Origin of the sequence: [Clostridium] hylemonae DSM 15053 (assembly GCF_008281175.1) — a bacterium.
GTDB lineage: Bacteria > Bacillota > Clostridia > Lachnospirales > Lachnospiraceae > Extibacter > Extibacter hylemonae.
The window spans coordinates 1,816,614-1,840,404 of sequence record NZ_CP036524.1 but is presented as its reverse complement, the minus strand read 5'-3'; the positions used below and the strand labels follow the sequence as shown (position 1 = coordinate 1,840,404).

Genomic DNA, 23,791 nt, shown 5'->3' with positions numbered 1-23,791 from the left:
CCCCTCTGTTATTATTTATCTGCCGGGATCGCTTCAATAAGCCCGGTCATATCTTCATACAATATCGCTTTGGTGTCCGCACCCATGACAATGGAAATAAATGGCCTGCTCTGCCCGTCTTCCGACAGAAGTATGAGGCAGTTGCCGGCTTCTTTTGTTGTGCCGGTCTTGCCGCCGATTATCGTCGCATTCTGCGGCAGCGCCGCCTCACCGAGTGCATAAAAGCTCGTCGGCTCCCATGTGATCTGGCGTTTATTCCCGTCTGCCCCGGTAATATCGGCAGTGTAAGATTTTGCTCTTATGATATCCAGAAATTCTTCATGCTTGATACATTCGTTAAAAATAAGATACAGATCATATGCGGTCGTATAGTGGTCTTCGTTATGGAGCCCGTTGGAATTCAAAAAATGACTCTCCGTCGCCATAAGCCGGGCGGCTTCCTCGTTCATCATTTCTGCAAACCCTTCCATACTTCCGCCTACATAGTCTGCGATCGCCACAGCATTGTCATTCCCGGAATACAGAAGAAGTCCGTTCAGCAGAGCCTCAAGCGTCAGCCTGTCGCCCGCCTTCAGGCCGCACGTCTGCTCATCTGCCGCAAAACTGCTCTCATCCGCATCCGCGCCGACCGTAACGACATCGGATAGGTCCGCGTTTTTGATCGCCACGAGCGCTGTCATGATCTTGGTCGTGCTTGCAGGATACAGCCTCTCGTGTACATTATAGGCAAAGTCAACGTCACTCTTATCCACATCGAACAGAGCCGCCGCAGATAACGAGCCTGTATCCGGTGCGTCCGCAAGGGGAACATCCTTTGCAGTGACACACAAGTCTTCCGCAAAAAGGCCTGCTTTATATATACTTTTATTATATTGTTCCGCCTCATAACCGGCAGCCACATCCTGAGCGCCAAGCAGAGAGCAGCCCGTAAGAAGCGCGCCTGCCATAACCGCACTTACACATATTAAAGTCTTAACGGTACATTTCACGCCAATCCAAGTCCCCTCTGTCAATTGCTAGAATGATCATCTCCGCGGTGGCCAGATTTGTGGCCATCGGTATATTGTGCATGTCACAGAGCTGTACGACGTCATTGACATCCGGCTCGTGCGGTTTTGGGGTCAGCGGATCTCTGAGAAAAATAAGCGCGTCGATATCATTCTGCCCTATCTGTGCTCCCAGCTGCTGCATACCTCCAAGAGGACCCGCAAGATATTTGTGGATATTCAGGTTTGTCACCTCTTCGATGAGACGTCCGGTCGTTCCGGTGGCAAACAATTCATGCTTGCTTAAAATTCCCCTGTAAGCGATACAGAAGTTCTGCATCAGCGTCTTCTTGGAATCATGTGCAATCAGGCCTATATTCATAGTATTCACTCCTTATTGATATTTTTTCGGCTGTAGACCTACATTTAAAACAAATCCAATACCGATATATAAACTGACGAGAGATGTCAGTCCGTAACTTACAAACGGCAGCGGAACTCCTGTATTCGGAAGCACCTTAGTCGCGACCCCGATATTGATGAAGCTCTGAAACCCGATGAGTCCTCCGATGCCGCAGCATATGATCTTCCCCGCCATATCCTGCGATCGAAGCCCTATCAGTATACATTGTATCACAATTATTAATATTAGTGCAATAACAACACAAGAACCTACAAACCCTAATTCCTCCCCCACAATAGCAAATATAAAGTCTGTCTGAGGCTCCAGAATGAAGTTTCCGTTTTTAACCGATGTCGTCGTGTTGTTATTAAGCCCCTTACCCGTCAGTTGTCCGGAACCGATAGCCATCTCGGAGTTATTCTGCTGGTACGCGCCGTCACTTGCATATTTCTCCGGTTCGAGAAAGGCGAGGATACGCTCCTGCTGATAATCTTTCAGAATCTTCTGGTCCGGCTGTACAACGATACTGAGAAATATGATCGCGGCGGGTATGAGTATGAGCAGCACCGTACCGATAAATTTATAGCTCAGCCCGCCGATATAGATGAGCAGGCAGATCACAAGCGCCGTACAGATCGTCGTGGAAAGGTTCGGCTCCACAATGATCAGCGCCAGCGGTATTCCGGCCAGCACCGCATACTTTATGATCGTCCACTTATAATTGATGTCCTCCTCATGCTTCATGATAAACTTGGCAAAAAAGAGAATAAGCAGTATTTTCGCCAGCTCCGAAGGCTGAAATGTCGTAAATCCGAGGTTGATCCAGCGGGTCGCCCCGTTGACTTCATCCCCGATGAACAGCACGAGCAGGAGGCTCAGTATAGAGAACCCATAGATGAGCCAGTACATATTCAGCACCCATACATAGTCGATCAGAGATACGACAGCCATGACGGCCAGTCCGAACACAAGGCCGACTATCTGCTTGTTCTGATAAGATTCATTGGCGCTGCCGACTACGAGAACGCCGAGCACTGACAGGGCCAGTACGGATATGACTAATGTGAACTTGTAATCTTTTAACCGGTACGGTTTTGTAAATCTGGGTAATTTCACGTCTCTTCTCCTGCTATTTTGATCAATATGCGAGTTCTTGTTATCTCTACATCAAATTCATCTTCTGTAAGTTCCATATACTTGGACAACGCTTTGTATAATTCCCGGCAGATATTATCGTATGCGGCCGGCGCGCATTGTACACGGTCTGAGGTGACAAGCACTTTCAGCCGGTTCTTGGCTATTGAGACAGAAGATTTTTTTAACATATGGCTCCCCCCCTAATCTTTCTTGAATAAATGTGAAAGTTTAGTGAAGAATCCCGATTCTGTATTCAAATCCATAAAAGGTACTTCTATTCCCATGATCCTCTTGCATATATTGAGATATGCCCTGCCCGCTTTTGAGTCAATACCGATGACCGGCTCCCCCTGATTTGTGCCGATCACAACATGTTCATCATCGGGTAGCGCTCCGATGAGAGGCACCGACAGGATTTCCGTGACGTCATCCACGGACATCATGTCGCCTCTTTTGACCATATCCATACGAATGCGGTTAATGATGAGCTCTACCTGCTTCAGTCCGTTGTTCTCCAGCAGCCCGATGATCCTGTCGGCGTCTCTGATGGCAGATACTTCCGGTGTCGTCACTACGATCGCGCGGTCCGCGCCTGTAATGGCATTCTGGAATCCCTGTTCGATTCCTGCGGGACAGTCCAGAAGTATGTAATCAAATTCTTCTTTGAGCTCAGATGTCAGCTTCTTCATCTGCCCCGGTGATATGGCAGTCTTGTCCTTTGTCTGCGCCGACGGGAGCAGCCAGAGATTTTCATACCGTTTATCTCTTATGAGTGCCTGCTTCAGCCTGCACGTGCCCTCGATCACGTCCACCAGATTATATACGATCTGATTCTCCAGTCCCATGACAACATCCAGGTTCCTGAGCCCCAGATCTGTGTCGATCACTATGACCTTTTTATCGAACTGGGACAATCCAGCTCCAATATTTGCCGTTGTTGTGGTCTTTCCGACCCCGCCTTTTCCTGATGTGATTACGATAACTTCGCCCATGATAAACTTCCTCCTACATTCGGTTTTACTTCAATATCTCCAATGCGAAGCCTTTTGGGGCTCATATGGAGTGCTGCTATGACTGCGCTGTCATCACCCGCGGCACCTGCTATCACTGTGCCGTATATCGTGCCGATGACCACCACGTTGCCTTTGGCGGCCACCTTTGCACCTTCTTCTACATCCCCGATGATGACGATGCTCGTCTCAGATTCTAAGATCTGTCTTCCTCTAAGTGTACCTCTATAGAACTGGCCGTCTCTTTCATGGATCTCAGAAAGGCTCTCATCCAGCATTCTTTTGTGCATCTGCTCCGTGTACGTGTTTTTCTCGATAACGCAAAGTATGTGTATTCCCGCAGCGTCCTCGATCGTCTCTATGAGAAGACGCTCCTCATCTTCCGTAAATGTCCGTCCTTCAAATTCTACTGCCATCTGTGCATTGTTGAAAAAATGCGCGGCAGACTCGAATCTGGTCTTGACTTCCGGTAACAAATCTCTGTAAGGCATCTCCCCGTCTAGGCGGATCGTGATGCCGTATTTATTACTCTTAATGAGAACCGGGTCTTTCACATTCACTCATCCTTTCTGCTAATCCCCTCCTGTTGCGCTGCTTCCGATCGTTGCGGCTTCACCGGTGATGATCTCATCCTCCGGGACTATCTCATAGTAGTACTTCATGACATCTCTGCCCACCTCGGAGGCAAATGTAGAACTGTATCCGTTTGCAATGCGGATCGCAAATGCCACCTCCGGGCTGTCGCTCGGCGCAAAGCCTACAAACAATCCATGGTCCGGATGCGTCGTGCTCTGCTGTGCTGTTCCTGTCTTTCCCGACAGTTTTAAACTGCTTGTATTCAAATCTGAGAATGTGGCGCTGTGGTTAACAATTACCGCCCGCATGCCGTTGTGCACGGCATTCCAGGTGGAGGCGGTCACATCCGAGAGCTTGTTTTTGACCTTAGGTTCATATTCTTTTATCGTCTTTCCGTCTACGGAAGTCACTTTGTTCAGCAGCGTCAGATCATAGACGGTTCCTTTGTTGGCTACTGCTGTTATATATTTTGCCAGCTGGCTTGTTGTATAGTTGTTTCTGCCCTGCCCGATGGCTGAACGTACAGAATCCTCATCTGATATCTGAGGGCTTGACTCATCGATCTCAAGTCCGGAAGTCTCATTCAGGCCGAATGCCTCCGCATACTTCTTCAGTTTGTCAAGTCCCAGGTCACTGGAATAATATGAGTTGGTCGCGCTGCCTTCATTATTGTCGGAGGCGACCTGACTAAGTCCTCCTTCTTTCAGGCCAAGGCGGTACCCGACTTCATAAAAGAAACTGTTGCAGGAATTCTCAATTCCGCCTTCCACATTAAGTGTTCCGTGCGCCTGCGGATATATCCAGCATTTCGGGCTCGGCTGGATCTTTTCATAGATGCCGTGGCACGTAATATAAGAATCCGTATTGATAACACCTTCCGTGAGACCTGCCACAGCGACGAGAGGCTTGTACGTCGAACCGGGTGCTGTCTTTTCCTGTGTCGCGTTATTGTAAAACGGTCTCGACTGGTCTGTCAGCAGCTTATTGTAATAATCGGAGTCCATGGCATTTGCCAGCCGGTTATTGTCATATCCGGGGTAAGAAACACACGCCAGCACCTGCCCGCTGTTCGTATCTGTCATCACGATGGAGCCTGTACACGGCTCAAGCGCAAGCTGTCCGGGGGTGATCGTCAGATCCTGTATCTTGCCCCGCAGGAAATCGTAGGCTCCTATGCTGCCGGAAAGAAGACCATTATACTGTGCCTCGTCGTATTCCAGTATTTTCTGCTCGTAAAGCATGAGGCATATCTGCCGTCCGGTCACTGCTCCTGATTTTATCATATATTTGTATATAAGTTTGTCAAATCCGCTGTTGGATTCCACATAATCGATAATATACTTTACCATTCCCTGATACAGTTCTCCTGCGTCTGAATATTTGCCGTCCTTCACAAACTCCTTCAGCTTGGACGTGTCCACCCAGTTTTTGGATATGGCATAATTCAGATAAGTATAGACGTTGATCGTTTCGTCATCTTTCCACGCCTTATACGTCGAGTCGTTCGTATCGATAGCATCTGACATGATCACACCGGTCGTGTTCGTCAGTATTTCCGATACGATATATGTCATATACGCCTGCATCTCTTTGGACATATCTTTATATGCCCTCTCATCGGGATCTGTCAGAGCTGAAGTGAGACTGCTCAGCACTTCTTCCTTCCTTGAACCGAAGATGGCCGCCACTTCTTTCTCGGTCGTTCCCGCATCTTCCTCCCCGAAATGGCTCATATCCAGTATATCATTGGAAATGAACGTATTATAGACATCGCCGATCGGTATGATGACATCACTGCCGTCCTCCACCTTCGTTCTGTCAAAGTCCAGTGTATTCTGTATCTTGGAGAGCAGAATGCCCGCAAGCTCCTGTTCTATAATATGATAGGCCGCCTTCTGCAGGTTGGCGTTCAGCGTAAGATAGACATCATTTCCTGCCTCAGGGTCTTTTCCCTTGACCGTTTCTATCACCTTGCCGACACTGTTGACATAGAGCTTCACCTGTCCCTTTTTCCCCTGGAGCTGCTTATCCAGCGTCTTTTCAAGACCTGCCTTGCCGACCGTATCCTGCTTGGAATACTCTTCCTGCTCTTTCTTGCTGAGCGCGTCATAATCTTCCTGGGATATCTGTCCCGTGTATCCGATGACAGATGCAAAGCACTTACTGTCTGTATACCGGCGCAGCGACTCTTCCTCAATGTCGATCCCCTGCAGGGAATCCAGATTCTCCATGATGACAGCCACGGTCTCATCACTTACATCCTCGGCGATCGTGGTAGCTATGAACTTCTGGAAGCTGTTCAGGGAGATGGCATACCTTATATTGACAAGCTTCAGCACCGCCTCCTTGTCCATCTTCTTCTCATTGATGCCATAACCGTACAGCTTGTCCGTGCAGAGGTAGTCGATAATATCCTGTGCCGTGCTGCTCTTCTGCTTGTCACTGAGCTCGTCTATCGTCTTTTTGCCGTACACATCGGCGATAAAGCGGAGACGCTGCGTGTCATTTTCAGCCACAAACTTATAATTGCCGTCACCGTCCAGAATAACGCCAAAGTTATTGATCACTGTATCACCGTTGGACTCTACGATATCGATCACCGTATTGATGACCTTATTGATCTCTTTGTTCTTGTCAGCTGAGTCTTCCCAGTTGTCCTCTATCGTGACAGAATAGGCAAGTTCATTGTAGGCGAGCAGGTTTCCGTTGCGGTCATATATTTTCCCGCGCGTGCCCTGTATCTCTTTTGTTTTCTGTATCTGGAGCTTGTACTCATCCGCGAAGCTCTGTCCCTTTACGATCTGCAGGTAAAATACTCTCTGCAGAAGGATGGCCGACAGAACACAGAAAATGATGACGGCTACAAATACTCTTGATTTTACGACTTCATATATCCCGGATTTCACCCGGTCCCATAAGCTATACAAATTTACTTGCACTCCTTTGTTCTTCTGTTTCCAGCCTTCGGTTAATGTGTAATATGATCTGATACAGTACCAGAGTTGCCAGAATAGTATATACAAGTTCCGGCATGATCACTTTTGTAAGATACCCTCCAAAAGAAAAATCTCCATGCAGCATATAAAAGCAAATATATAAAACAAGTCCGTACACAAGCTCACTTGCGGCAATGAGCGCGATCGGCAGTTTGATGTCCTCATCGTAGAACAGGCGCCGGAAACAGCCGTTCACATAACCGATCACCGCAAAAAGCAGTGTGTAGAAGCCAAGGGTCCCGCCCCAGAAGATATCCATAAGCAGGCCGGAGATCATGCCTACAGCCATGCCTGCCTTCTTCCCGCGCATAAATCCATAAGAAGCGGTGACGATGATAAGCAGATTCGGCTTGATCTCTGCGAAGGAGAGCACATGAAAAACCGTACTTCCAAGCAGAAAACAGACGATGATTATGACAAGGGTGATTACTCTGCGTTTCATGATCATTCCCCCCCGTCTTTTGTGCCGGCATCCTTGTTGATCATATCCTGCTTTGTCGTCGTGATGACGAGCACCTCCTGCAGCTTGCTGAAGTCCGCCGCAGGTGTAATATACCCTGAACGTGTCAGATTGTTGGAATCCACTTCTATCTCACTTATATATCCGATAAACAGTCCCTGCAGAAAACGGTCCCCGATGTGGGACGTCACGATCTGTTCTCCGACTTCTATTTTATTGTCATTGTTCGCCAGCTTTTCAAACCGGATCCTCCCATCCGACATCAGTTTCAGATCCCCCCGCACGATACACGTGTCTGAGGTAGAAAGCACCATGCCGCTCACATTGCTGGCATCGTCTATGATAGAACGCACCTGCGCATAGTTCGGCCCTACTTCCGTTACAATGCCGACAAGGCCGCTTCCGGCCATAACATTACAGTTTACCTTGATACCGTCTTTACTTCCCTTGTCAATGGTAAAGTCGCTGAACCAGTTTGTCCCGTTGTTGGCAATGACATGGGCGCCGATCTTATTATAATCCGAATAATTTTCATCCAGCTTGTAAAGCTCTCTGAGCCGCTCCAGTTCATACTGGTCCTGCCTGAGTCTTGTGTTGTCGATCGTCAGCTCGTCTACCTTTGACTGAAGCTCGCTGTTTTCCTTCTTCATATCATTCATCGTCTCAAAGTTCTTGGAAAAATCACTCATCCACATTCCTACATAGCTGATTCCTTTCTGCATCGGTATCACGGTATAGTTTGCCACAAAACGCAAAGGTCCCCTTACGCCGGGCAGACTGCCGATACCCATAAGTATCACACAGACGACAGCTATGATGAGCAGCCAGTATTTACTTGAAAGCGAAGATTGATTTTTGATTTTCATATTATCTCATCCACCTATAATTTTCGTCTAACATTGAATATGCAAGTTTTCTCAGATCTTTTGACATAATGATCTTCTTAAGACCGGTGACCGCGCATATATCCGGCTCCACCGCAGTCCTGACCGGTATTCCGACTGCCTTTTCTATATAATCCTCCAGCCCGGGCGTATTGGCGATCCCTCCGGTAAGGAAGATGCCGTTTTTATAGATCGCCCTTCTCACTTCCGGCGGCGTGCGGTCCAGCAGTGAGTAGACCGCCCGTATGCATTCCTGCAGCGGCTCTTTCAGGGCGGCGCGCACAAGGCTGATCGAGATGTCCTTCTGTATCGGCACTCCCATGATCATATCTCTGCCCGCCACCCTAAGCGTCGAGGACGTATCCTCTGTAAAGACACCGAATTTCTTGCGGAGCATCTCTGCCGTCAGCCTCCCGATGAGAAAGTCATGGCTGTGGCGGACAAGATTGGCCACTGAATGGTCAAAGGTGACACCGCCTACCTTTACAAGCCGGTTCAAGACCATACCTCCGCCTGCCAGAACAGACAGTTCTGTCGTCTCACCGCCGAAATTGGCAATGAACAGTCCCTTTGTATTCTTTACATCCAGATTGAGTCCCACGGCGTCGGCTATGGAGCGCTCCACGATATTGACTTCCCTTGCCTTTGCGGTAGAATGTATGACCAGGTCGAAGAACGCTTTCTTTTCAACCTCCGTCACGTCCGTGGGAACCGCGATAACATACTCGGATCCCCTGGCAAACTGCCGCTCTTTCTTCAGCAGGTTCTGCAGCAGGAACTGCATATTGTTAAAATGAGATATGACACCTTCCTGCATCGGGAAAATGACCTCAATGTTGTCCGGAGCTTTCTCATACATTTCATAAGCGTCGTCTCCGACCGCAAATATCTCTTTTTTATTGGCGATCGCGATCACGTTTTTCTCTTTCCATATCTCATCTTTCTTTTTATCGTAGACCTTGATCTCATAAGACCCAAGATCCAATCCGTATATATTTCTAGCCATTTGACTTTGCCCTTTCTTAAAGTATGCCCTCCTCCCGGAAACTCATATAACAATTATTGCCAATGATGACGTGGTCTAACAGGTCAATTCCGATCAAAGCTCCCGCTTCACGGATTCTCTGCGTCAGCAGCCTGTCTTCCCTGCTAGGTGAGGGGTCGCCGCTCGGGTGGTTGTGCAGCACAATGATCGCAACCGCGTTTTTCTGCAGCGCTTCTATGAACAACTCCCTCGGTGTGATCAGGGAGGCATTGACCGTGCCCTTTGATATATCTGTCTCACCGATGAGTTTTGATTTTGAATTCAGCATTAAAAGCTTCATCTGTTCCTGCTTCTCATGTCTTAGATCCTCCATATAATAACCGGCTATCGTCTCCGGCCTGGTAAAACAGAGAGATTCCCCTGCGCACGCCTTTGCCAGCCTTTTCGCCAGCTCCGAGATACAGGATATCTGGACTGCTTTCACTTTCCCGATCCCTTTTATCTGCATCAGCCTTTCTATGCTGAACTGATGGATGCTCAATATCCCCGTCTCACCGGTATGATACAGGATCTTCTGTGCCAGCGTCAGCGCATTTTCACCTCTCGTGCCTGTACGTAACAATACAGCCAGCAGCTCTACATCACTTAGGCTGCCAGCCCCCCTGCGCTCACATTTTTCATATGGGCGTTCCATCTCAGGAATTTCTCGAATGGTATTTGTTTGATTCATATTATCAGCAGATTCGTATGACACTTCGCAGAGAAACTTATAAGAAGCGGTAAATGATAATCGATATTATTACGCCGATGATGCTTGCGATCGTGATCTTTATCGTCAGCCCGAACGTGATCACCAGCAGTCCCAGATTCATGACGACCGGTTCATCCAGCCCAAAAGACTGTCCGTATCCGAGCCAGGAAAGAGCCGGAACTTTGTCCGCCAGCATTCCGATAAAACCACCGAGCACGATCCCTGTCAGGATCAACAGAAAAAGCGCCCAGGCATTCTTGCTTCCTGTTCCCTTCATATGTACTCCTCCTCATTTATCTCACTAGAAAAACTCAGTATATTTTATCATATTTAAGAATACGTGTATATACTTATCCCATTAAAAATTTCTTAAGGCTTCGTCACGTTTGTCGAAAGGACGGTATATTCTGACGATTGCTTCCGCTGTCCGGATACCGTCCATAGCGGCGGAAGTTATACCCCCCGCATATCCCGCTCCTTCGCCGCACGGATAGATCCCTCTTATCCCGCTCTCCATATCCTCTCCGCGCACGAGCCGCACCGGTGAAGACGTCCGGCTCTCCACACCTGACACTACGGCGTCGTCCCCGGCATACCCGGGTAGTTTCCGGTCGAATGCCGCGATTCCTTCCTCGATATCCCGCGCGAGAAATGTCGGAAATATACTGCGCACATTTGCCCACCGGTACGCTCCTTTTATCTGTGGGGACACATTTCCGCCGCCGGAGGACGGCCTGTTCTCACGGAAATCTTTAAAAAGCTGGACCGGGACGTTTCCGCCTCCCTCCCGGAAAGCGGCCTCCTCAAGCCTTCTCTGGAATTCCACTCCGGATAGCGGCCCGTCTGCTCCGTAATCGTCCGGGGACACGGTCACGATGACCGCGCTGTTGGCATTCTCTCCGCCCCTGTCATGGTAACTCATTCCATTCACCGCAAGTCTTCCCTCCTCGGAAGACGCATTGACCACATATCCGCCCGGGCACATGCAGAACGTATATACCCCTCTCCCGTCAGAGGCGGATGCGGTGAGTTTGTAAGCAGCCGGCGGCAGTTTCCCGGCATTCGCCTCCCCGTACTGTTCTTTGTCCACCATTGTCTGGGCATGCTCAATGCGCACTCCGACCGCAAATGATTTTGCCTCCATGGGCAGTCCTTGTTTCTCAAGCATGGCAAACGTATCCCTTGCACTGTGTCCGATGGCAAAAACTGCAGTTTCGGTCTCAAGCCAGTACCGCTCCCCTGACCGCAGATCCTCGACGAGCAGTCCGGCGAGCCGCCGTGCGTCTCCTTCTATGACTGTCCGGATGTCTTTGACGAGGGAGTCGAAACGCACTTCGCCCCCCAGCTTTTCTATGGACTTCCGCATATTCTTTACGATCCCGGTCAGCATATCCGTGCCGAGATGGGGCTTGTTCTGATACCGGATCTCCTCCGGCGCCCCGTGTTCCGTAAACACCTTAAGCACTCTTGCATTGCGCCTTTGCGGGTCCTTCACAAGCGTGTTCAGTTTCCCGTCTGAGAACGTACCTGCGCCGCCCTCGCCGAACTGGACATTTGAATGGATATTAAGCTTTCCTTCTTCCCAGAACTGCTTTACATCCGCAAGCCGCCTGTCAACGTCTGCCCCCCGCTCAAGAAGAATCGGGCGGTATCCGAGCAGCGCAAGCTCATATCCGCAGAAAAGGCCGGCGGGGCCTGTCCCTATGATGACCGGGCGGTGCGCCGGCGCCTGATCGCCCCGGGCTCTTAACACGTAGTCAGGTTCCGGTCTGCAGAACATGATGTTTTTATGTCTTGTCCGTCTTTTTACAGCCTGCTCATCCGATACGTGTACATCTACCGTATAGACGTAATAAAGTTCCGGCTTCTTTCTCGCGTCCAGCGACTGTTTTATTACCGCATAAGAAAGAAGCGCATGAGTATCAATGCGCAGCAGTTTTAAAATCTTATCCTTCAATTCATCCCTCGTGTGATCTGCCGGCAGCTTAAGCTGGGTCATACGTATCATCTGACTCTTCCTTTCTTACTTTGGAACAGCGCAGAATATATTGTGCTGTTCCGTAATTTTACAAACAGGCAGCTTCCGGCAGAAGCTATACGGCATCAGCCGCATGGCAGCCGGCGATATATCCGGTCGCGACAGCATAGGTGATATTATACCCTCCGCACATACCATCCACATCCATAAGTTCCCCAACGATATACACGCCGGGCATAAGGAGAGATTCCATCGTATCCGGACATATCTCGGAAGTCTTCACTCCTCCCGCGCATATCTGCGCCTGTTCAAATCCATTCGTATCTTCAATGTCAAGGACTGTCCGCTTGCATACATAAGAGAGCGACTTAAGCTGTTTTGGCGTAATGCCTTCTGCCGGTGTATTCAGCCGGATGCCTGCAAGCTCCAGCAGCCTTGGGATGAGTTTCCGGCTGAATACACCGGTAAGGAATTCCCCGGCGCTGCGCCCCCTGAACTGCTGTCTCCTCTCTATAAACAGACGTTCCGTCTCCTGCAGGGACATCTCCGGCAGAAAGTCGATCTCTGTCTGTACACGGCGTTTTTCATATAGTCCCCTTGAAATAAAACGGCTGACCTGAAAAACCGGAATACCGGAGACGCCGTAACTGGTGATCTGCAGCTCTCCAGTATCGGAAGCCGCCTCTCTTCCTCCGACTATGGCGGCAATTCTTGCCTCTGTCCTCACCCCTGCCGCTTTGGCGAAAGGATTGCCGCGGACTTTCAGCTGGACAAGCGCCGGAACGACCGGCTCCAGCGTATGGCCCAGCTCCCTTGCCAGAGTATAGCCGCTTCCGTCCGAGCCGGCGATCTTAGAGGCGCGGCTTCCGCAGGCGAGGATCACCTTGTCCGCCCGGAATTGTTTACCTCCGCTCTCTATGATAAATTCCTGTCCTTCTTTTCGTATCTTTTTTACATGTTTATTCATATGGCAGCCGACCCGAAGGCGCGCAAGTTCCATCTGCAGACTCTCCCTGACATCTGCGGCCTGTTCGGAGCGGGGATAGACATAGTCTCCCCTCGCATGTGTCAGCACCCCGACGCTGTGAAAAAATTCCTCCGTCTGCCTCCCGCCAAACCGGCGCAGCACAGCCTCCACGATCTCCTGGTCCCCGCCCCGGAAACAGGCTGCGGACATGTTCAGGTTCGTAAGGTTACACCGCCCGTTTCCCGTAGAAAGTATCTTTTTGCCAAGACTGTCGTTATGTTCCAGTATATACACGCCGGCGCGGCGGTCCTTACGGGCTGCCGCTGCCGCGGCCGTCATTCCGGAGACGCCGCCGCCGATCACTGCTATCGTTCCCATCTCTTTTCCCTTCTTTGACGCCCTATATTTTTACAAGCCCTTCCCTTGCCATATATTCCAGCGACATAAGGATCCCCAGTTTTGCGTGAGGCCATGTGAGCCCTCCCTGAAAGTACACTGCGTATGGCGGTTTGATGGGCCCGTCGGCGCTCAGTTCAATGGATGACCCCTGCACAAAAGCCCCTGCCGCCATGATCACGTCGCTGTCATATCCAGGCATCGCCCATGGTTCCGGGGTGACATAAGCGTCCACCGGAGCCGCGGCCTGAATTCCCCGGCAGAAAGCGATCACTCCTTCCGGTGTTCCAAGTTCTACGGCCTGAATGATATCATGCCTGCTCTCTGATCCGCCGGGAACGACACCATAACCGAGCCGTTCATAGAGACTGGCTGCAAACACGGCCCCCTTCAGCGCGCTGGCCGCCACCGTAGGCGCCAGAAAAAGCCCCTGATAGAAAGACTGCATCACCCCGAGTGACGCTCCTACTTCCCTGCCCAGTCCAGGCGCGGTGAGCCGGTAACCGCAGGCATCGATCAAGTCCTGTCTGCCCGCGATATATCCGCCTATAGGGGCAAGTCCCCCTCCGGGATTCTTTATGAGGGAACCGACCACCATGTCCGCTCCGACATCGCTAGGCTCAAGCGTCTCCACGAATTCCCCGTAACAGTTGTCTACCATGCAGATCACATCCGGCCTGAGCCGCTTTACAAAGGCGATCAGTTCTCCGATCTGCCGGACCGAAAAGCTTGGACGTGTCTGGTATCCTTTGGAACGCTGAATGGTGACAAGCTTCGTCCTGTCATTGAGAGCAGCTCTGATCCTATCATAGTCAAACGTCCCGTCTTCCAGCAGTTCCACCTGCGAATAGGTGATGCCGTATTCCGCAAGTGAACCTTTTGACGGGCGGATGCCGATCACCTCCTCCAGTGTATCATACGGTTTCCCCACCGGGGAGAGCAGCTCATCCCCCGGGCGCAGGCAGGCGCCGAGCGCAAGAGAAAGCGCGTGAGTGCCACATGTGATCTGCGGACGCACGAGCGCGCTGTCCGTGTGGAACACAGAGGCATACACTTCCTCCAGCGTATCTCTGCCCTGGTCACTGTATCCGTATCCGCTCGCGTAGTTAAAGCATGCCTCGCATACGCGGTTTTCCTGCATGGCACGGATCACTTTCAGCTGATTATATTCTGCGGTTCTGTCTATCTCATCGAAACGATCTTTCAGCGCGGTCTCTGTCTCCCGCCCAAATGCAAGAACCGTTTCCCTTATTCCCATCTCTTCATACAGCTTTGTTATATCCTGCATCTTAATAACTGTCCCCTCCCTGCCAGGCATTCATGATCTTAGTCTTTAAAGACGCGCACCTGGCGTCAAATTCCGGATTTAACGGCTTTATCTCAAGCACTATATCTGCCGACTCCCGGTAACGCTTCATATCGTACAGAAGTGCAGCGCGGTTCAGATCATACAGCGCTTCCTCCCCGTTCGTGCGTATGAGCGGCGCAAGCTCCAGCAGCTGTTTGTATGTAGCAGCCGCGTTATGGCTGCGCGAATAAAGTTCCATCAATGTGTTCATCTTCTTCAGGAACTGGTTCCCCCCGAATAATTTTCTAAACATAGTACTCCCTCCAAATGCTTTATCATCGCGTGCAGAATTTTTTCTTCATCATGTCCGTACGCCCCCTTGTCTATCCAGATCACATCTCTCTCCCTCTTAAACCATGTGATCTGCCGTTTGGCAAAATGTCTTGTATCCCTTTTTATCGTATAGACCGCTTCTTCCAGTGTACAGCTTCCGTCAAGATAGTCAAGTATTTCTTTATATCCAAGGCCCTGCATGGAGACAAGCTCTTTCGTATACCCCATCTGTCTCAGCCTGCGCACCTCGCCGACAAGTCCGTCCTCCATCATTTTGTCCACCCGCCTGTTGATCCGGTCATAGAGCGTTTCCCTGTCATCGGTCAGCACAAAGTATACTGCGCTGTAAGGGGATTCCTTCATCCGCTCCCGTTCATTGTGCTCTGAAATCCGCTTCCCGGTCTGTTCATAATACTCCAGCGCCCGGATGACCCGTTTGACATTGTTCGGATGTATCTTGGCAGCCGATGCCTCATCTACTTCGGCAAGCCGTTCATGCAGCTTATCCGCCCCGTATCTCTGCGCGTACCCGGCAAGTCTGTTCCGGATGTCCGTTCCTGCTTCCGTCTCTGTAAAATCAATATCATAGAGCAGCGCCTGGATGTAAAAGCCGGTCCCTCCGACAACAATGGGGATCCGGCCTTTTTCATAAATGCACTCGGCCGCCTGTCTTGCCATTTTCTGAAAACGGACTACATTGAATTCCTCCGACGGCATCAGCTCATCTACAAGATAGTGGGGAATCCCTTCCATCTCCTCAGGCCGTATCTTCGCAGAACCGATATCCATATATTTATACACCTGCATGGAATCGGCGGATATGATCTCTCCGCCGATCGCTTTTGCCAGAGCGATGGACGCTTTTGTCTTGCCCACCGCAGTAGGCCCTGTCAGTACCACTAATGGCTTCTTCATATTTATACTATCCTTTTAAACTTTTTTTCAAGCTCCCGCTTCGTCATGGCAATGATCGTCGGACGCCCGTGCGGGCAGTGATACGGATTCTCCAGCATGAGAAGCTCGTTTATCAGAGTGTCCACCTCAGCCGCTGAAAGCTTCATATTCCCCTTGACCGCAGCCTTGCATGACATAGATGCCACTTTCTCATCGATGAGGTCCGGTGAAAGTGTCCGGCTGATCTCGTCAGAAAGGCTGTCGATCATCTCCATGAGCAGTTCCTTCTTGGCAATACTGAACAGATTATCGGGCACCGCCCTCACCGCATAGGAATCTTGTCCGAATTCTTCGATCTCAAAACCGACTTTTGTAAACTGTTCCATGTACATAGTCAGAAGCTCTGCCTCCTGCATCGTCAAGTCAAGAATGATCGGCGGACTGATATACTGGGACGTAAATTCTCTTGTCTTCATATTCTTCAGCGTGCGCTCATAGAGCACCCGCTCATGGGCTGCGTGCTGATCGATAATGTAGAGGCTGTCATGGAATTCCACGATCCAGTATGTGTCAAACACCTGGCCGACAAGCTTGTATTCCGCCTTCCGTTCACGGTCAAGAAACTTTTCCTCGAACATATCCATCTGCTTCGCGGTCCCGCTCTCCATCTGTTTCCCTGCACTGTCTGTCTCCTTGAGTGGGGCGCTGTTCCTCTGCACGTCGTCTGCTTTCGCGTCTGTTTTGGCGTACGCTGCAGCCTCCCGTATCCGGTCAGCCTGGATGCCCGGCTTAAATATGGCATTTTTATCCTGTACTTCCGCAGAAGAATTCTGTTCATGGTAGGAGCGTACTCTCTTCTTCATCTCCTCCAGGAAATAATTCACATCTCTCTGCGCAGTTCCCTTTCCAGACGGTGCCTCTGCCCGTACCGGCTGCTCTTTTACCGGCTGCGTCTGCCGGGGCGTTTCCCGCATCGGCTGCGCCTGCTGTATCGGCTCCTTCACCGGCGGTCTCTGCGCCGCATACTCCTTCTCCGGCGACGGCTCCGGCTTTTGCTCTGCCGGGCGCACGGACGGCGTCTCCCCTCCGGGAGGCTCAGGGAGCTCCACATGAGGGATCATTTCCTCCGCGTGAAGTCCTCTGTCCACCGCCTCATATACAGAATTATAGACATCCTGCTGATTGTTAAACCTCAGTTCCATCTTTGTCGGATGAACATTGACATCAATATGTTCCCCGTCAATCTCCATATGCAGTACGACAAACGGATACTTGTGCTGCATGGTGAAATCCTTATACGCATCTTCAATGGCTTTCGCGATCATATTGCTCTTCACATACCGTCCATTGATAAAATAATTTTCAAAATTGCGGTTGCCCCTTGATATGAGCGGTTTGCCGAGAAACCCGGTGATCTTCATCCCGGTTCGCTCGTAGTTTACGGCGAGCAGGTTCGCGGCGATCTCTCTGCCGTACACGTGATAAATGACGTCCTTCAGACTTCCGTTTCCCGAAGTGTGGACTTTCGACTGTCCATTATTGATAAACTGAAACGAGATCTCCGGATGGGACAGCGCCAGCCGTGTCACCAGTTCTCCCACATGGCTCGCCTCCGTCATCGGCGTTTTCAAAAACTTCCTTCTGGCCGGAGTATTATAGAACAGCTGCCGGATAAGAAAGGTAGTTCCGTCCGGCGCTCCTGTATCTTCCAGCGCTTCCTCTTTTCCGCCTGCGATGCGGTAGCTTGTACCGAACGTGTCGGCTTTTGTCTTCGTCACCAGCTCCACCTGCGAAACTGCCGCGATGCTGGAGAGCGCTTCTCCCCGGAAGCCGAGGGAACCGATATGTACAAGATCCTCCACAGAGCGGATCTTACTTGTAGAATGCCGCAGAAAGGCGGACGGCACATCTTCCCTTCCGATGCCGCAGCCGTTGTCCGCGATACGGATAAAGGAGATACCTCCTTCTTTGATCTCCACAGTTATGGATGTCGCGCCCGCGTCTATGGCGTTTTCTGCCAGTTCCTTTACGACGGAAGCCGGCCGCTCGATCACCTCTCCGGCCGCGATCTTGTCTATTGTAACTTGGTCAAGTACTTGTATCTTATTCATCTTACCACCTGTTTTTCAGTTTGTTCTGCAGCTGATACAGTGTGTTCAGCGCGTCGATCGGCGTCAGGTTGCTCACATCCAGATTCTTGATCTCAGCGATGACATCATCATCCTTCACCGTATCAAACAGTGACATCTGGGCCAGGTCAACCTCATCATATTTTTTCGTCTTGATCTTTGCCTCGTGGCCGTTTACAGCGATATCCTTCACCCTGGCTGTGATGTCCGCGTGGCTCAGTTCTTCCACGATCTCTTTGGCGCGCTCGATCACCGTATCCGGCACTCCTGCGAGCTTTGCCACCTGTATGCCGTAGCTTTTATCTGCCCCGCCTTTGACGATCTTGCGCAGAAACACGATGTCGTCGCCCTTTTCCTTGACTGCGATACAGTAATTGTTCACATTGTCGATCTTGCCTTCCAGCTCTGTCAGTTCATGATAGTGGGTGGCAAACAATGTTTTTGCTCCGAGCAGCCGGCTGTTGCTGATATGTTCGATCACCGCCCAGGCTATACTGAGGCCGTCAAATGTACTGGTCCCCCGGCCGATCTCATCAAGTATAAGAAGGCTCCTGCCCGTGGCATTCCTCAGAATGTTGGCAACCTCCGTCATCTCTACCATGAACGTGCTCTGTCCGGAGGCGAGGTCATCCGAGGCCCCGACCCTCGTAAATATACGGTCCACAAGCCCCACGTCCGCAGAGGAAGCAGGCACGAAGGAACCAATCTGTGACATAAGCACGATGAGCGCCGTCTGACGCATATATGTAGACTTTCCTGCCATATTCGGCCCCGTGATGACGGATATCCTGTTTTTCCTGTCATTCAGGAACGTATCATTGGCGATAAACATATCGTTCGGGATCATCTTCTCCACGACCGGATGTCTTCCGTCCTTGATGTCAATGATCCCCCGCTCATTTATTTTCGGCCGCACGTAATTATTGCGCTCCGCCACAAGTGCCAGCGAGGTAAAGACATCAATCTGCGCGACCGCCTTGGCCGTCGTCTGGATCCGTACGATCTCCGCCGCGATCGCGTCGCGCACCTGGCAGTACAGTTCGTATTCCAGCGCGTAAAGCTTGTCCTCCGCGCCGAGGATCGTATCCTCCAGTTCTTTCAGCTCCGGAATGATATACCGCTCGGCATTGGCAAGCGTCTGCTTTCTCGTATAATAATCCGGCACAAGGTTCTTGAATGAGTTCGTGACTTCCAGATAGTAGCCGAACACTTTGTTGAAACGGATCCGCAGGTTCTTTATCCCGGTTTTTTCCCGCTCCTGTTCCTCCAGCTTTGCAAGCCATTCTTTTCCGTCCGACTTTGCCGCCCGCAGACGGTCCACTTCTTCGTTGTAGCCTTCCCTTATGATGCCGCCCTCTTTCATGGCGATCGGCGGTTCTTCCAAAATGGCGTCTGTGATGAGACTGCACAGATCTTCCAGCGTATCCAGGCTGTCAAACAGCCCGCGCAGAAGGGGGCTCTTCATATCGCCGAGTATACAGCGGATGTGCGGCAGCATGGCAAGAGAACTCTTAAATGCAGTCAAGTCCCTCGGGTTGGCGGACTTATATGTGATCTTGCAGACAAGCCGCTCCAGATCGTAGACCGGACTTAGATACTCCCGGATCTCCTCCCTGGCGATCGCCCCTTCCTTAAATTCTTCCACCGCGTCGAGACGCCGTTCTATCTCTTCCTTGTCTATGAGCGGCTGTTCGATATATTTGCGCAGTGTTCTGGCTCCCATGGCTGTCTTCGTCTTGTCCAGCACCCACAGAAGGGAACCCCTCTTCTGCTTTTCACGCAATGTCTCACAGAGCTCCAGGTTCCTTCTTGTAGAACTGTCCAGCATCATATACTTTCCGGCGGCGTATCCGGTCAGTTTCGACAGATGCGTCAGATCGGTCTTCTGTGTCTCTGTCAGATACGTAAGCAGCGCACCCGCTCCGATAACCCCGCAGTCATAATCTCCAAGACCGAGGCTCTCCATCGAACTCACTTTAAAATGTTCTTTCAGCGTCCTCTGGCAGAGCGCGTCGTCAAAGTACCACGCATCGAGGGCGTAGATGGCAATGCCGAGCCGTTCCTTCAGCAAGTCCATATCCATACCGCTCATATAAAAAGCCTCATTGCAAATAAGCTCTGAGGGCATGAATTTATAGATCTCGTCAAATAATTTCTCGCTTGTCTCAAGTTCTGTCACAAAATAATCGCCTGTCGTGACATCCGCCACCGACAGACCGTAGCGGTCCGCGATATATACGACGCACATGATATAATTATTTTTTGTCTCATCGAGCGCCTGCGTATCCAGGTTTGTCCCCGGCGTTACGATGCGGACTACCTCGCGCCTCACAAGTCCCTTTGCGGCCGCCGGGTCCTCCATCTGTTCGCAGATGGCCACTTTATACCCTTTGGATACGAGCCGGTTCAGGTAACCGTCCACAGCGTGGTACGGGATGCCGCACATGGGCGCCCGTTCCTCAAGCCCGCAGTTCTTTCCTGTAAGCGTGATCTCCAGCTCCCGCGACGCCGTCAGCGCATCCTCAAAAAACATCTCATAAAAATCGCCTAATCTATAAAATAAGATACAGTCAGGATACTCTTTTTTCGTATCTACGTACTGCTGCATCATGGGTGTTAATTCAGCCACAATTCTCTCCTCTTTTGTCTAAAATTTTACATTTAATTATATCATTAATCTTCAAAATATTAAAGACTTAAAATTCTCATCACAGCACATGAAAATGTGGTTTTGGTTCGTTATAGAGCCAGTGCGACAGATAACCGCTCACGATGATGCCGATCACACTGAGTCCCGAAAAGATGACGACAAAGGGAAGACAGATCTGCCCGAACAGCTGGAACGGCTGTCCCGTATAATCCCACACCCCAAGGCGCATCCATTTGTTCACGATAATTCCGGTGATAAATTCCATGGAAGTGACAAATACGATACATCTTACAAGCTGAAGCCACAAAGCGTCCTCCCAGTGTACCATTCTGCCCTGTATCTCAAAAAACAGGAAGCAGATGCCTCCAAGCAGAAACATCGTCCAATGTGAAAACCCCCGGAATATGACTTCAAATGTATAATAAATACAGCCTCCCGCGCTGATAAAAAATAAATACTCACTGATTTTCTTCATGTAAAAACGCCCTCACTATATGTTCTTAATTATAGTTTGAGCGTTTCTGGCTTATAATATGGGTGGTATATATTTCTTTATCGGCATGCTTTGCCAATATAGTAAAAACCTTTACATTCCGTTAGCTCCACGTCCGCATACGTCCCGATCAGGTCCGGGCTGCCCGGAAAATGAACGAGCAGATTATTGCCAAGCCTTCCGGTGACAAGCGTGCTGTCGTGATCGCTTACCGACTCTACAAGTGCGCGCTGTACGCTGCCTTCATGTACAGAACAGACTTCCCGCGCGATAGACTGGACTTCGCCGAGCAGCCGGTCGAACCGGTCTTTTACGACCTCCCCGGGAACCTGCTCTTCCATGACGGCGGCAGGTGTTCCTGTGCGCTTTGAGTAGATGAAAGTAAACGCGCTGTCATAACGGACTCTGCGCACTACATCCAGCGTCTCCTGGAAGTCTTCTTCCGTCTCTCCCGGGAACCCGACGATGATATCCGTCGTAAGTGAGATGCCGGGCACTGCTTCTCTTATCTTTCTCACGAGCTCCAGATACTGTTCCTTTGTATAATGCCGGTTCATCTTTTTTAAGATGTCCGTACTTCCGGATTGTACGGGCAGATGAAGATGTCTGCATATCTTGTGCGAACTGCCCATCACTTCGATCAGCTCATCGGACAGATCCTTCGGATGTGACGTCATAAACCGGATGCGCTCAAGGCCCTCTATCTTTTCAATTTCCTTAAGGAGCGCCGCAAAAGTGACCGGAGTATCCAGTGTCTTGCCGTAAGAATTGACATTCTGCCCGAGAAGCATGACTTCGGTCACACCGTCCTCAACAAGATGTTCTATCTCCCGGATAATAGCCTCCGGAGCACGGCTGCGCTCTCTTCCCCGCACATACGGTACGATGCAGTAGCTGCAGAAATTGTTGCATCCAAACATGATATTGACGCCGGACTTGAACGAATATTTTCTCTCGTTCGGCAGATCCTCCACGATCTTATCCGTATCTTTCCATATATCGATGACCATGCCTCCCGACTCAAAACGTGAGACAATGAGTTCTGCAAATTTGTAAATGTTATGTGTACCGAAGACCAGATCGACAAAGCGGTAGCTCTTTTTCAGCTTCTCCACCACTTCCGGCTCCTGCATCATACAGCCGCACAGTCCGATCATCATATGAGGATTCCTGCTCTTTCGCGGCTTGAGCTGTCCAAGTCTCCCGTACACTCTCGTATTCGCGTTCTCCCGGACCGTGCACGTGTTATAGATGACAAAATCCGCCTCGTCCTCCGCAGCCTCCTCATAACCGATACGCTCAAGGATCCCCCTCAGTTTTTCGGAATCGCGGGCATTCATCTGGCAGCCGAAGGTCGTTACACAGAAGGTAAGCGGCCTTGCGATCTCCCTTGCCTTTTCCGTCACATACTGTTTTGCCTTTTCTATGTAATAGTATTGTCTCTGAGGCTCCGTCTCCGGTATCTCACTAGACAAACTGATGTCTGGATTCATCGTATTCATAATCGATCCCTTTCAATGTATCTACAATCGTATTTTTATCTATCTGCATATCTTCACACATTGCGTCCAGCGTGTGGTAATAGTCTCTTATCTTCGTGTTCACCACGCTCAAAAGGAGCATGGGATCTTTCGGCAGTCCAAACTGCATCCGTATCCTTCCTTTCCGCGTCTAAATAGTCCTCGTTTCCGTTATGATCAGCTGGGGCCTTACGTCCTCGTCTTCCTGCGGCACTTCATCTACGATCTGCAGGTCAAACGCAGCCGCTATCGTGTGAAGACCCGGATGCTTACCGAGGTAACGGTCGTAATATCCCTTCCCGTATCCAAGCCGTCCGCGGTGTTCGTCAAAAACGACTCCCGGCATGATCATCAGACCGTCGCTGCCGTCAGCCGCAGTTGTTCCCTCCGGTTCCAGAACACCGAAACATCCCCTGGAAAGCTCTGTAAACGAATGAATCTCATAGAAATCCATCTCTTCTCCTGCAGTTCTCGGCACCCAGACAGTCTTTCCAAGCCTCCATGCCTCTTCTATTATCAGTTTCGTTCCCGCTTCTTTTCTGCAGTCCACATAACAATAAATATCTGTCGCTTCCCGAAACCAGGCATGTGCCGTCACTTCTTTTGTGATGGACTCCGTGCCGTTCTGCCACTCGACCGGACTGATATCCAGCCTTTTCTTCAGAATTTCCTGTCTAATTTCCTCTTTTTTTGCCAAATTTCTCACCCAGTTCTGTTATCGTTCCGTCTGCCTCTTCTATCGAGATCTGATTCAGCTGGCTGCGCAGGTTCTGCTTGAAAGCATCTACATACTCCCTTCTCAGAACCTGCTGCTCCTTCCGCTCAGCTTCCGTAAGCCCTTCCGCCTTGGACTTGTGATACAGTTCATTGATTCTTGCTATCTTCTTTTCATCCATTTCTCTTTCGTCCTTCCTGAAATCATGGAAATTACGAATTTTATAATACACTATAAAAT

24 protein-coding genes are annotated in these 23,791 nt (G+C 50.3%); all 24 read right to left on the bottom strand.

Going from position 1 to position 23,791, the window contains the following annotated elements; translation table 11 throughout:
* Positions 1-11 precede the first annotated feature (11 nt).
* The gene (locus LAJLEIBI_RS08415; RefSeq protein ID WP_006441361.1) at positions 12-947 is read right to left on the bottom strand and encodes a D-alanyl-D-alanine carboxypeptidase family protein; all 936 of its coding nucleotides are present in this window, start codon (positions 945-947) and stop codon (positions 12-14) included.
* A 25-nt stretch (positions 948-972) separates the two neighbouring features.
* Positions 973-1,368: a methylglyoxal synthase gene (locus LAJLEIBI_RS08410; protein ID WP_006441360.1), complete on the bottom strand. Its 396-nt coding sequence runs from the start codon at positions 1,366-1,368 to the stop codon at positions 973-975.
* Between the two features lie 12 nt (positions 1,369-1,380).
* Positions 1,381-2,505, bottom strand: a complete 1,125-nt coding sequence (locus tag LAJLEIBI_RS08405) for an FtsW/RodA/SpoVE family cell cycle protein (RefSeq protein ID WP_006441359.1) — start codon at positions 2,503-2,505, stop codon at positions 1,381-1,383.
* On the bottom strand, positions 2,502-2,714 hold the full coding sequence (locus tag LAJLEIBI_RS08400) for a cell division topological specificity factor MinE (protein WP_006441358.1): 213 nt from the start codon (positions 2,712-2,714) through the stop codon (positions 2,502-2,504). The genes LAJLEIBI_RS08405 and LAJLEIBI_RS08400 overlap by 4 nt, the downstream gene beginning before the upstream one ends.
* A gap of 12 nt (positions 2,715-2,726) precedes the next feature.
* Positions 2,727-3,518: a septum site-determining protein MinD gene (gene minD, locus LAJLEIBI_RS08395; RefSeq protein ID WP_006441357.1), complete on the bottom strand. Its 792-nt coding sequence runs from the start codon at positions 3,516-3,518 to the stop codon at positions 2,727-2,729.
* A complete protein-coding gene (locus LAJLEIBI_RS08390) occupies positions 3,500-4,090 on the bottom strand; it encodes a septum site-determining protein MinC (protein ID WP_040435260.1) in 591 nt (196 codons plus the stop codon). Before LAJLEIBI_RS08390 ends, minD begins: the two co-directional genes overlap by 19 nt.
* A gap of 18 nt (positions 4,091-4,108) precedes the next feature.
* Positions 4,109-7,039 carry a penicillin-binding transpeptidase domain-containing protein gene (locus tag LAJLEIBI_RS08385; protein ID WP_040434547.1) on the bottom strand — a complete coding sequence of 977 codons (2,931 nt, stop codon included), beginning with the start codon at positions 7,037-7,039 and terminating at the stop codon, positions 4,109-4,111.
* A complete protein-coding gene (gene mreD / locus LAJLEIBI_RS08380; protein ID WP_040434542.1) occupies positions 7,032-7,550 on the bottom strand; it encodes a rod shape-determining protein MreD in 519 nt (172 codons plus the stop codon). Before mreD ends, LAJLEIBI_RS08385 begins: the two co-directional genes overlap by 8 nt.
* Before the next feature lie 2 nt (positions 7,551-7,552).
* Positions 7,553-8,434 carry a rod shape-determining protein MreC gene (gene mreC / locus LAJLEIBI_RS08375; RefSeq protein WP_006441353.1) on the bottom strand — a complete coding sequence of 294 codons (882 nt, stop codon included), beginning with the start codon at positions 8,432-8,434 and terminating at the stop codon, positions 7,553-7,555.
* 1 nt (position 8,435) lies between these two features.
* Entirely contained in the window at positions 8,436-9,458 is a 1,023-nt protein-coding gene (locus LAJLEIBI_RS08370; protein WP_006441352.1) for a rod shape-determining protein, read from the bottom strand.
* Between the two features lie 16 nt (positions 9,459-9,474).
* Positions 9,475-10,167, bottom strand: a complete 693-nt coding sequence (gene radC, locus LAJLEIBI_RS08365) for a RadC family protein (protein WP_006441351.1) — start codon at positions 10,165-10,167, stop codon at positions 9,475-9,477.
* 37 nt (positions 10,168-10,204) lie between these two features.
* On the bottom strand, positions 10,205-10,465 hold the full coding sequence (locus LAJLEIBI_RS08360) for a DUF4321 domain-containing protein (protein ID WP_006441350.1): 261 nt from the start codon (positions 10,463-10,465) through the stop codon (positions 10,205-10,207).
* Positions 10,466-10,546: 81 nt separating this feature from the next.
* Positions 10,547-12,196, bottom strand: a complete 1,650-nt coding sequence (locus LAJLEIBI_RS08355) for an NAD(P)/FAD-dependent oxidoreductase (protein ID WP_006441349.1) — start codon at positions 12,194-12,196, stop codon at positions 10,547-10,549.
* An 85-nt stretch (positions 12,197-12,281) separates the two neighbouring features.
* Positions 12,282-13,511, bottom strand: coding sequence for an aminoacetone oxidase family FAD-binding enzyme (locus LAJLEIBI_RS08350; RefSeq protein ID WP_006441348.1), 1,230 nt, complete (start codon positions 13,509-13,511; stop codon positions 12,282-12,284).
* Between the two features lie 22 nt (positions 13,512-13,533).
* Positions 13,534-14,817 (bottom strand): methionine gamma-lyase family protein, encoded by a 1,284-nt coding sequence (locus tag LAJLEIBI_RS08345; RefSeq protein WP_040434540.1) that lies wholly within the window; start codon positions 14,815-14,817, stop codon positions 13,534-13,536.
* Position 14,818: 1 nt separating this feature from the next.
* Positions 14,819-15,130: a hypothetical protein gene (locus LAJLEIBI_RS08340; RefSeq protein ID WP_006441346.1), complete on the bottom strand. Its 312-nt coding sequence runs from the start codon at positions 15,128-15,130 to the stop codon at positions 14,819-14,821.
* Positions 15,094-16,065 carry a tRNA (adenosine(37)-N6)-dimethylallyltransferase MiaA gene (miaA, locus tag LAJLEIBI_RS08335; protein ID WP_006441345.1) on the bottom strand — a complete coding sequence of 324 codons (972 nt, stop codon included), beginning with the start codon at positions 16,063-16,065 and terminating at the stop codon, positions 15,094-15,096. Before miaA ends, LAJLEIBI_RS08340 begins: the two co-directional genes overlap by 37 nt.
* Before the next feature lie 2 nt (positions 16,066-16,067).
* Positions 16,068-18,155, bottom strand: a complete 2,088-nt coding sequence (mutL, locus tag LAJLEIBI_RS08330; RefSeq protein WP_006441344.1) for a DNA mismatch repair endonuclease MutL — start codon at positions 18,153-18,155, stop codon at positions 16,068-16,070.
* A 1-nt stretch (position 18,156) separates the two neighbouring features.
* Positions 18,157-20,802, bottom strand: coding sequence for a DNA mismatch repair protein MutS (mutS, locus tag LAJLEIBI_RS08325; protein ID WP_330362711.1), 2,646 nt, complete (start codon positions 20,800-20,802; stop codon positions 18,157-18,159).
* A 79-nt stretch (positions 20,803-20,881) separates the two neighbouring features.
* Complete coding sequence (locus LAJLEIBI_RS08320; protein WP_006441342.1) at positions 20,882-21,298, bottom strand: putative ABC transporter permease; 417 nt, start codon at positions 21,296-21,298, stop codon at positions 20,882-20,884.
* Between the two features lie 77 nt (positions 21,299-21,375).
* Positions 21,376-22,809 (bottom strand): tRNA (N6-isopentenyl adenosine(37)-C2)-methylthiotransferase MiaB, encoded by a 1,434-nt coding sequence (gene miaB, locus LAJLEIBI_RS08315; protein ID WP_006441341.1) that lies wholly within the window; start codon positions 22,807-22,809, stop codon positions 21,376-21,378.
* The gene (locus tag LAJLEIBI_RS08310) at positions 22,784-22,966 is read right to left on the bottom strand and encodes a DUF4250 domain-containing protein (protein WP_006441340.1); all 183 of its coding nucleotides are present in this window, start codon (positions 22,964-22,966) and stop codon (positions 22,784-22,786) included. Before LAJLEIBI_RS08310 ends, miaB begins: the two co-directional genes overlap by 26 nt.
* Before the next feature lie 21 nt (positions 22,967-22,987).
* Positions 22,988-23,542, bottom strand: a complete 555-nt coding sequence (locus LAJLEIBI_RS08305) for a 5-formyltetrahydrofolate cyclo-ligase (RefSeq protein ID WP_242654893.1) — start codon at positions 23,540-23,542, stop codon at positions 22,988-22,990.
* Positions 23,511-23,732 (bottom strand): DUF896 domain-containing protein, encoded by a 222-nt coding sequence (locus tag LAJLEIBI_RS08300; RefSeq protein WP_040434536.1) that lies wholly within the window; start codon positions 23,730-23,732, stop codon positions 23,511-23,513. The genes LAJLEIBI_RS08305 and LAJLEIBI_RS08300 overlap by 32 nt, the downstream gene beginning before the upstream one ends.
* Between the last annotated feature and the right edge of the window lie 59 nt (positions 23,733-23,791).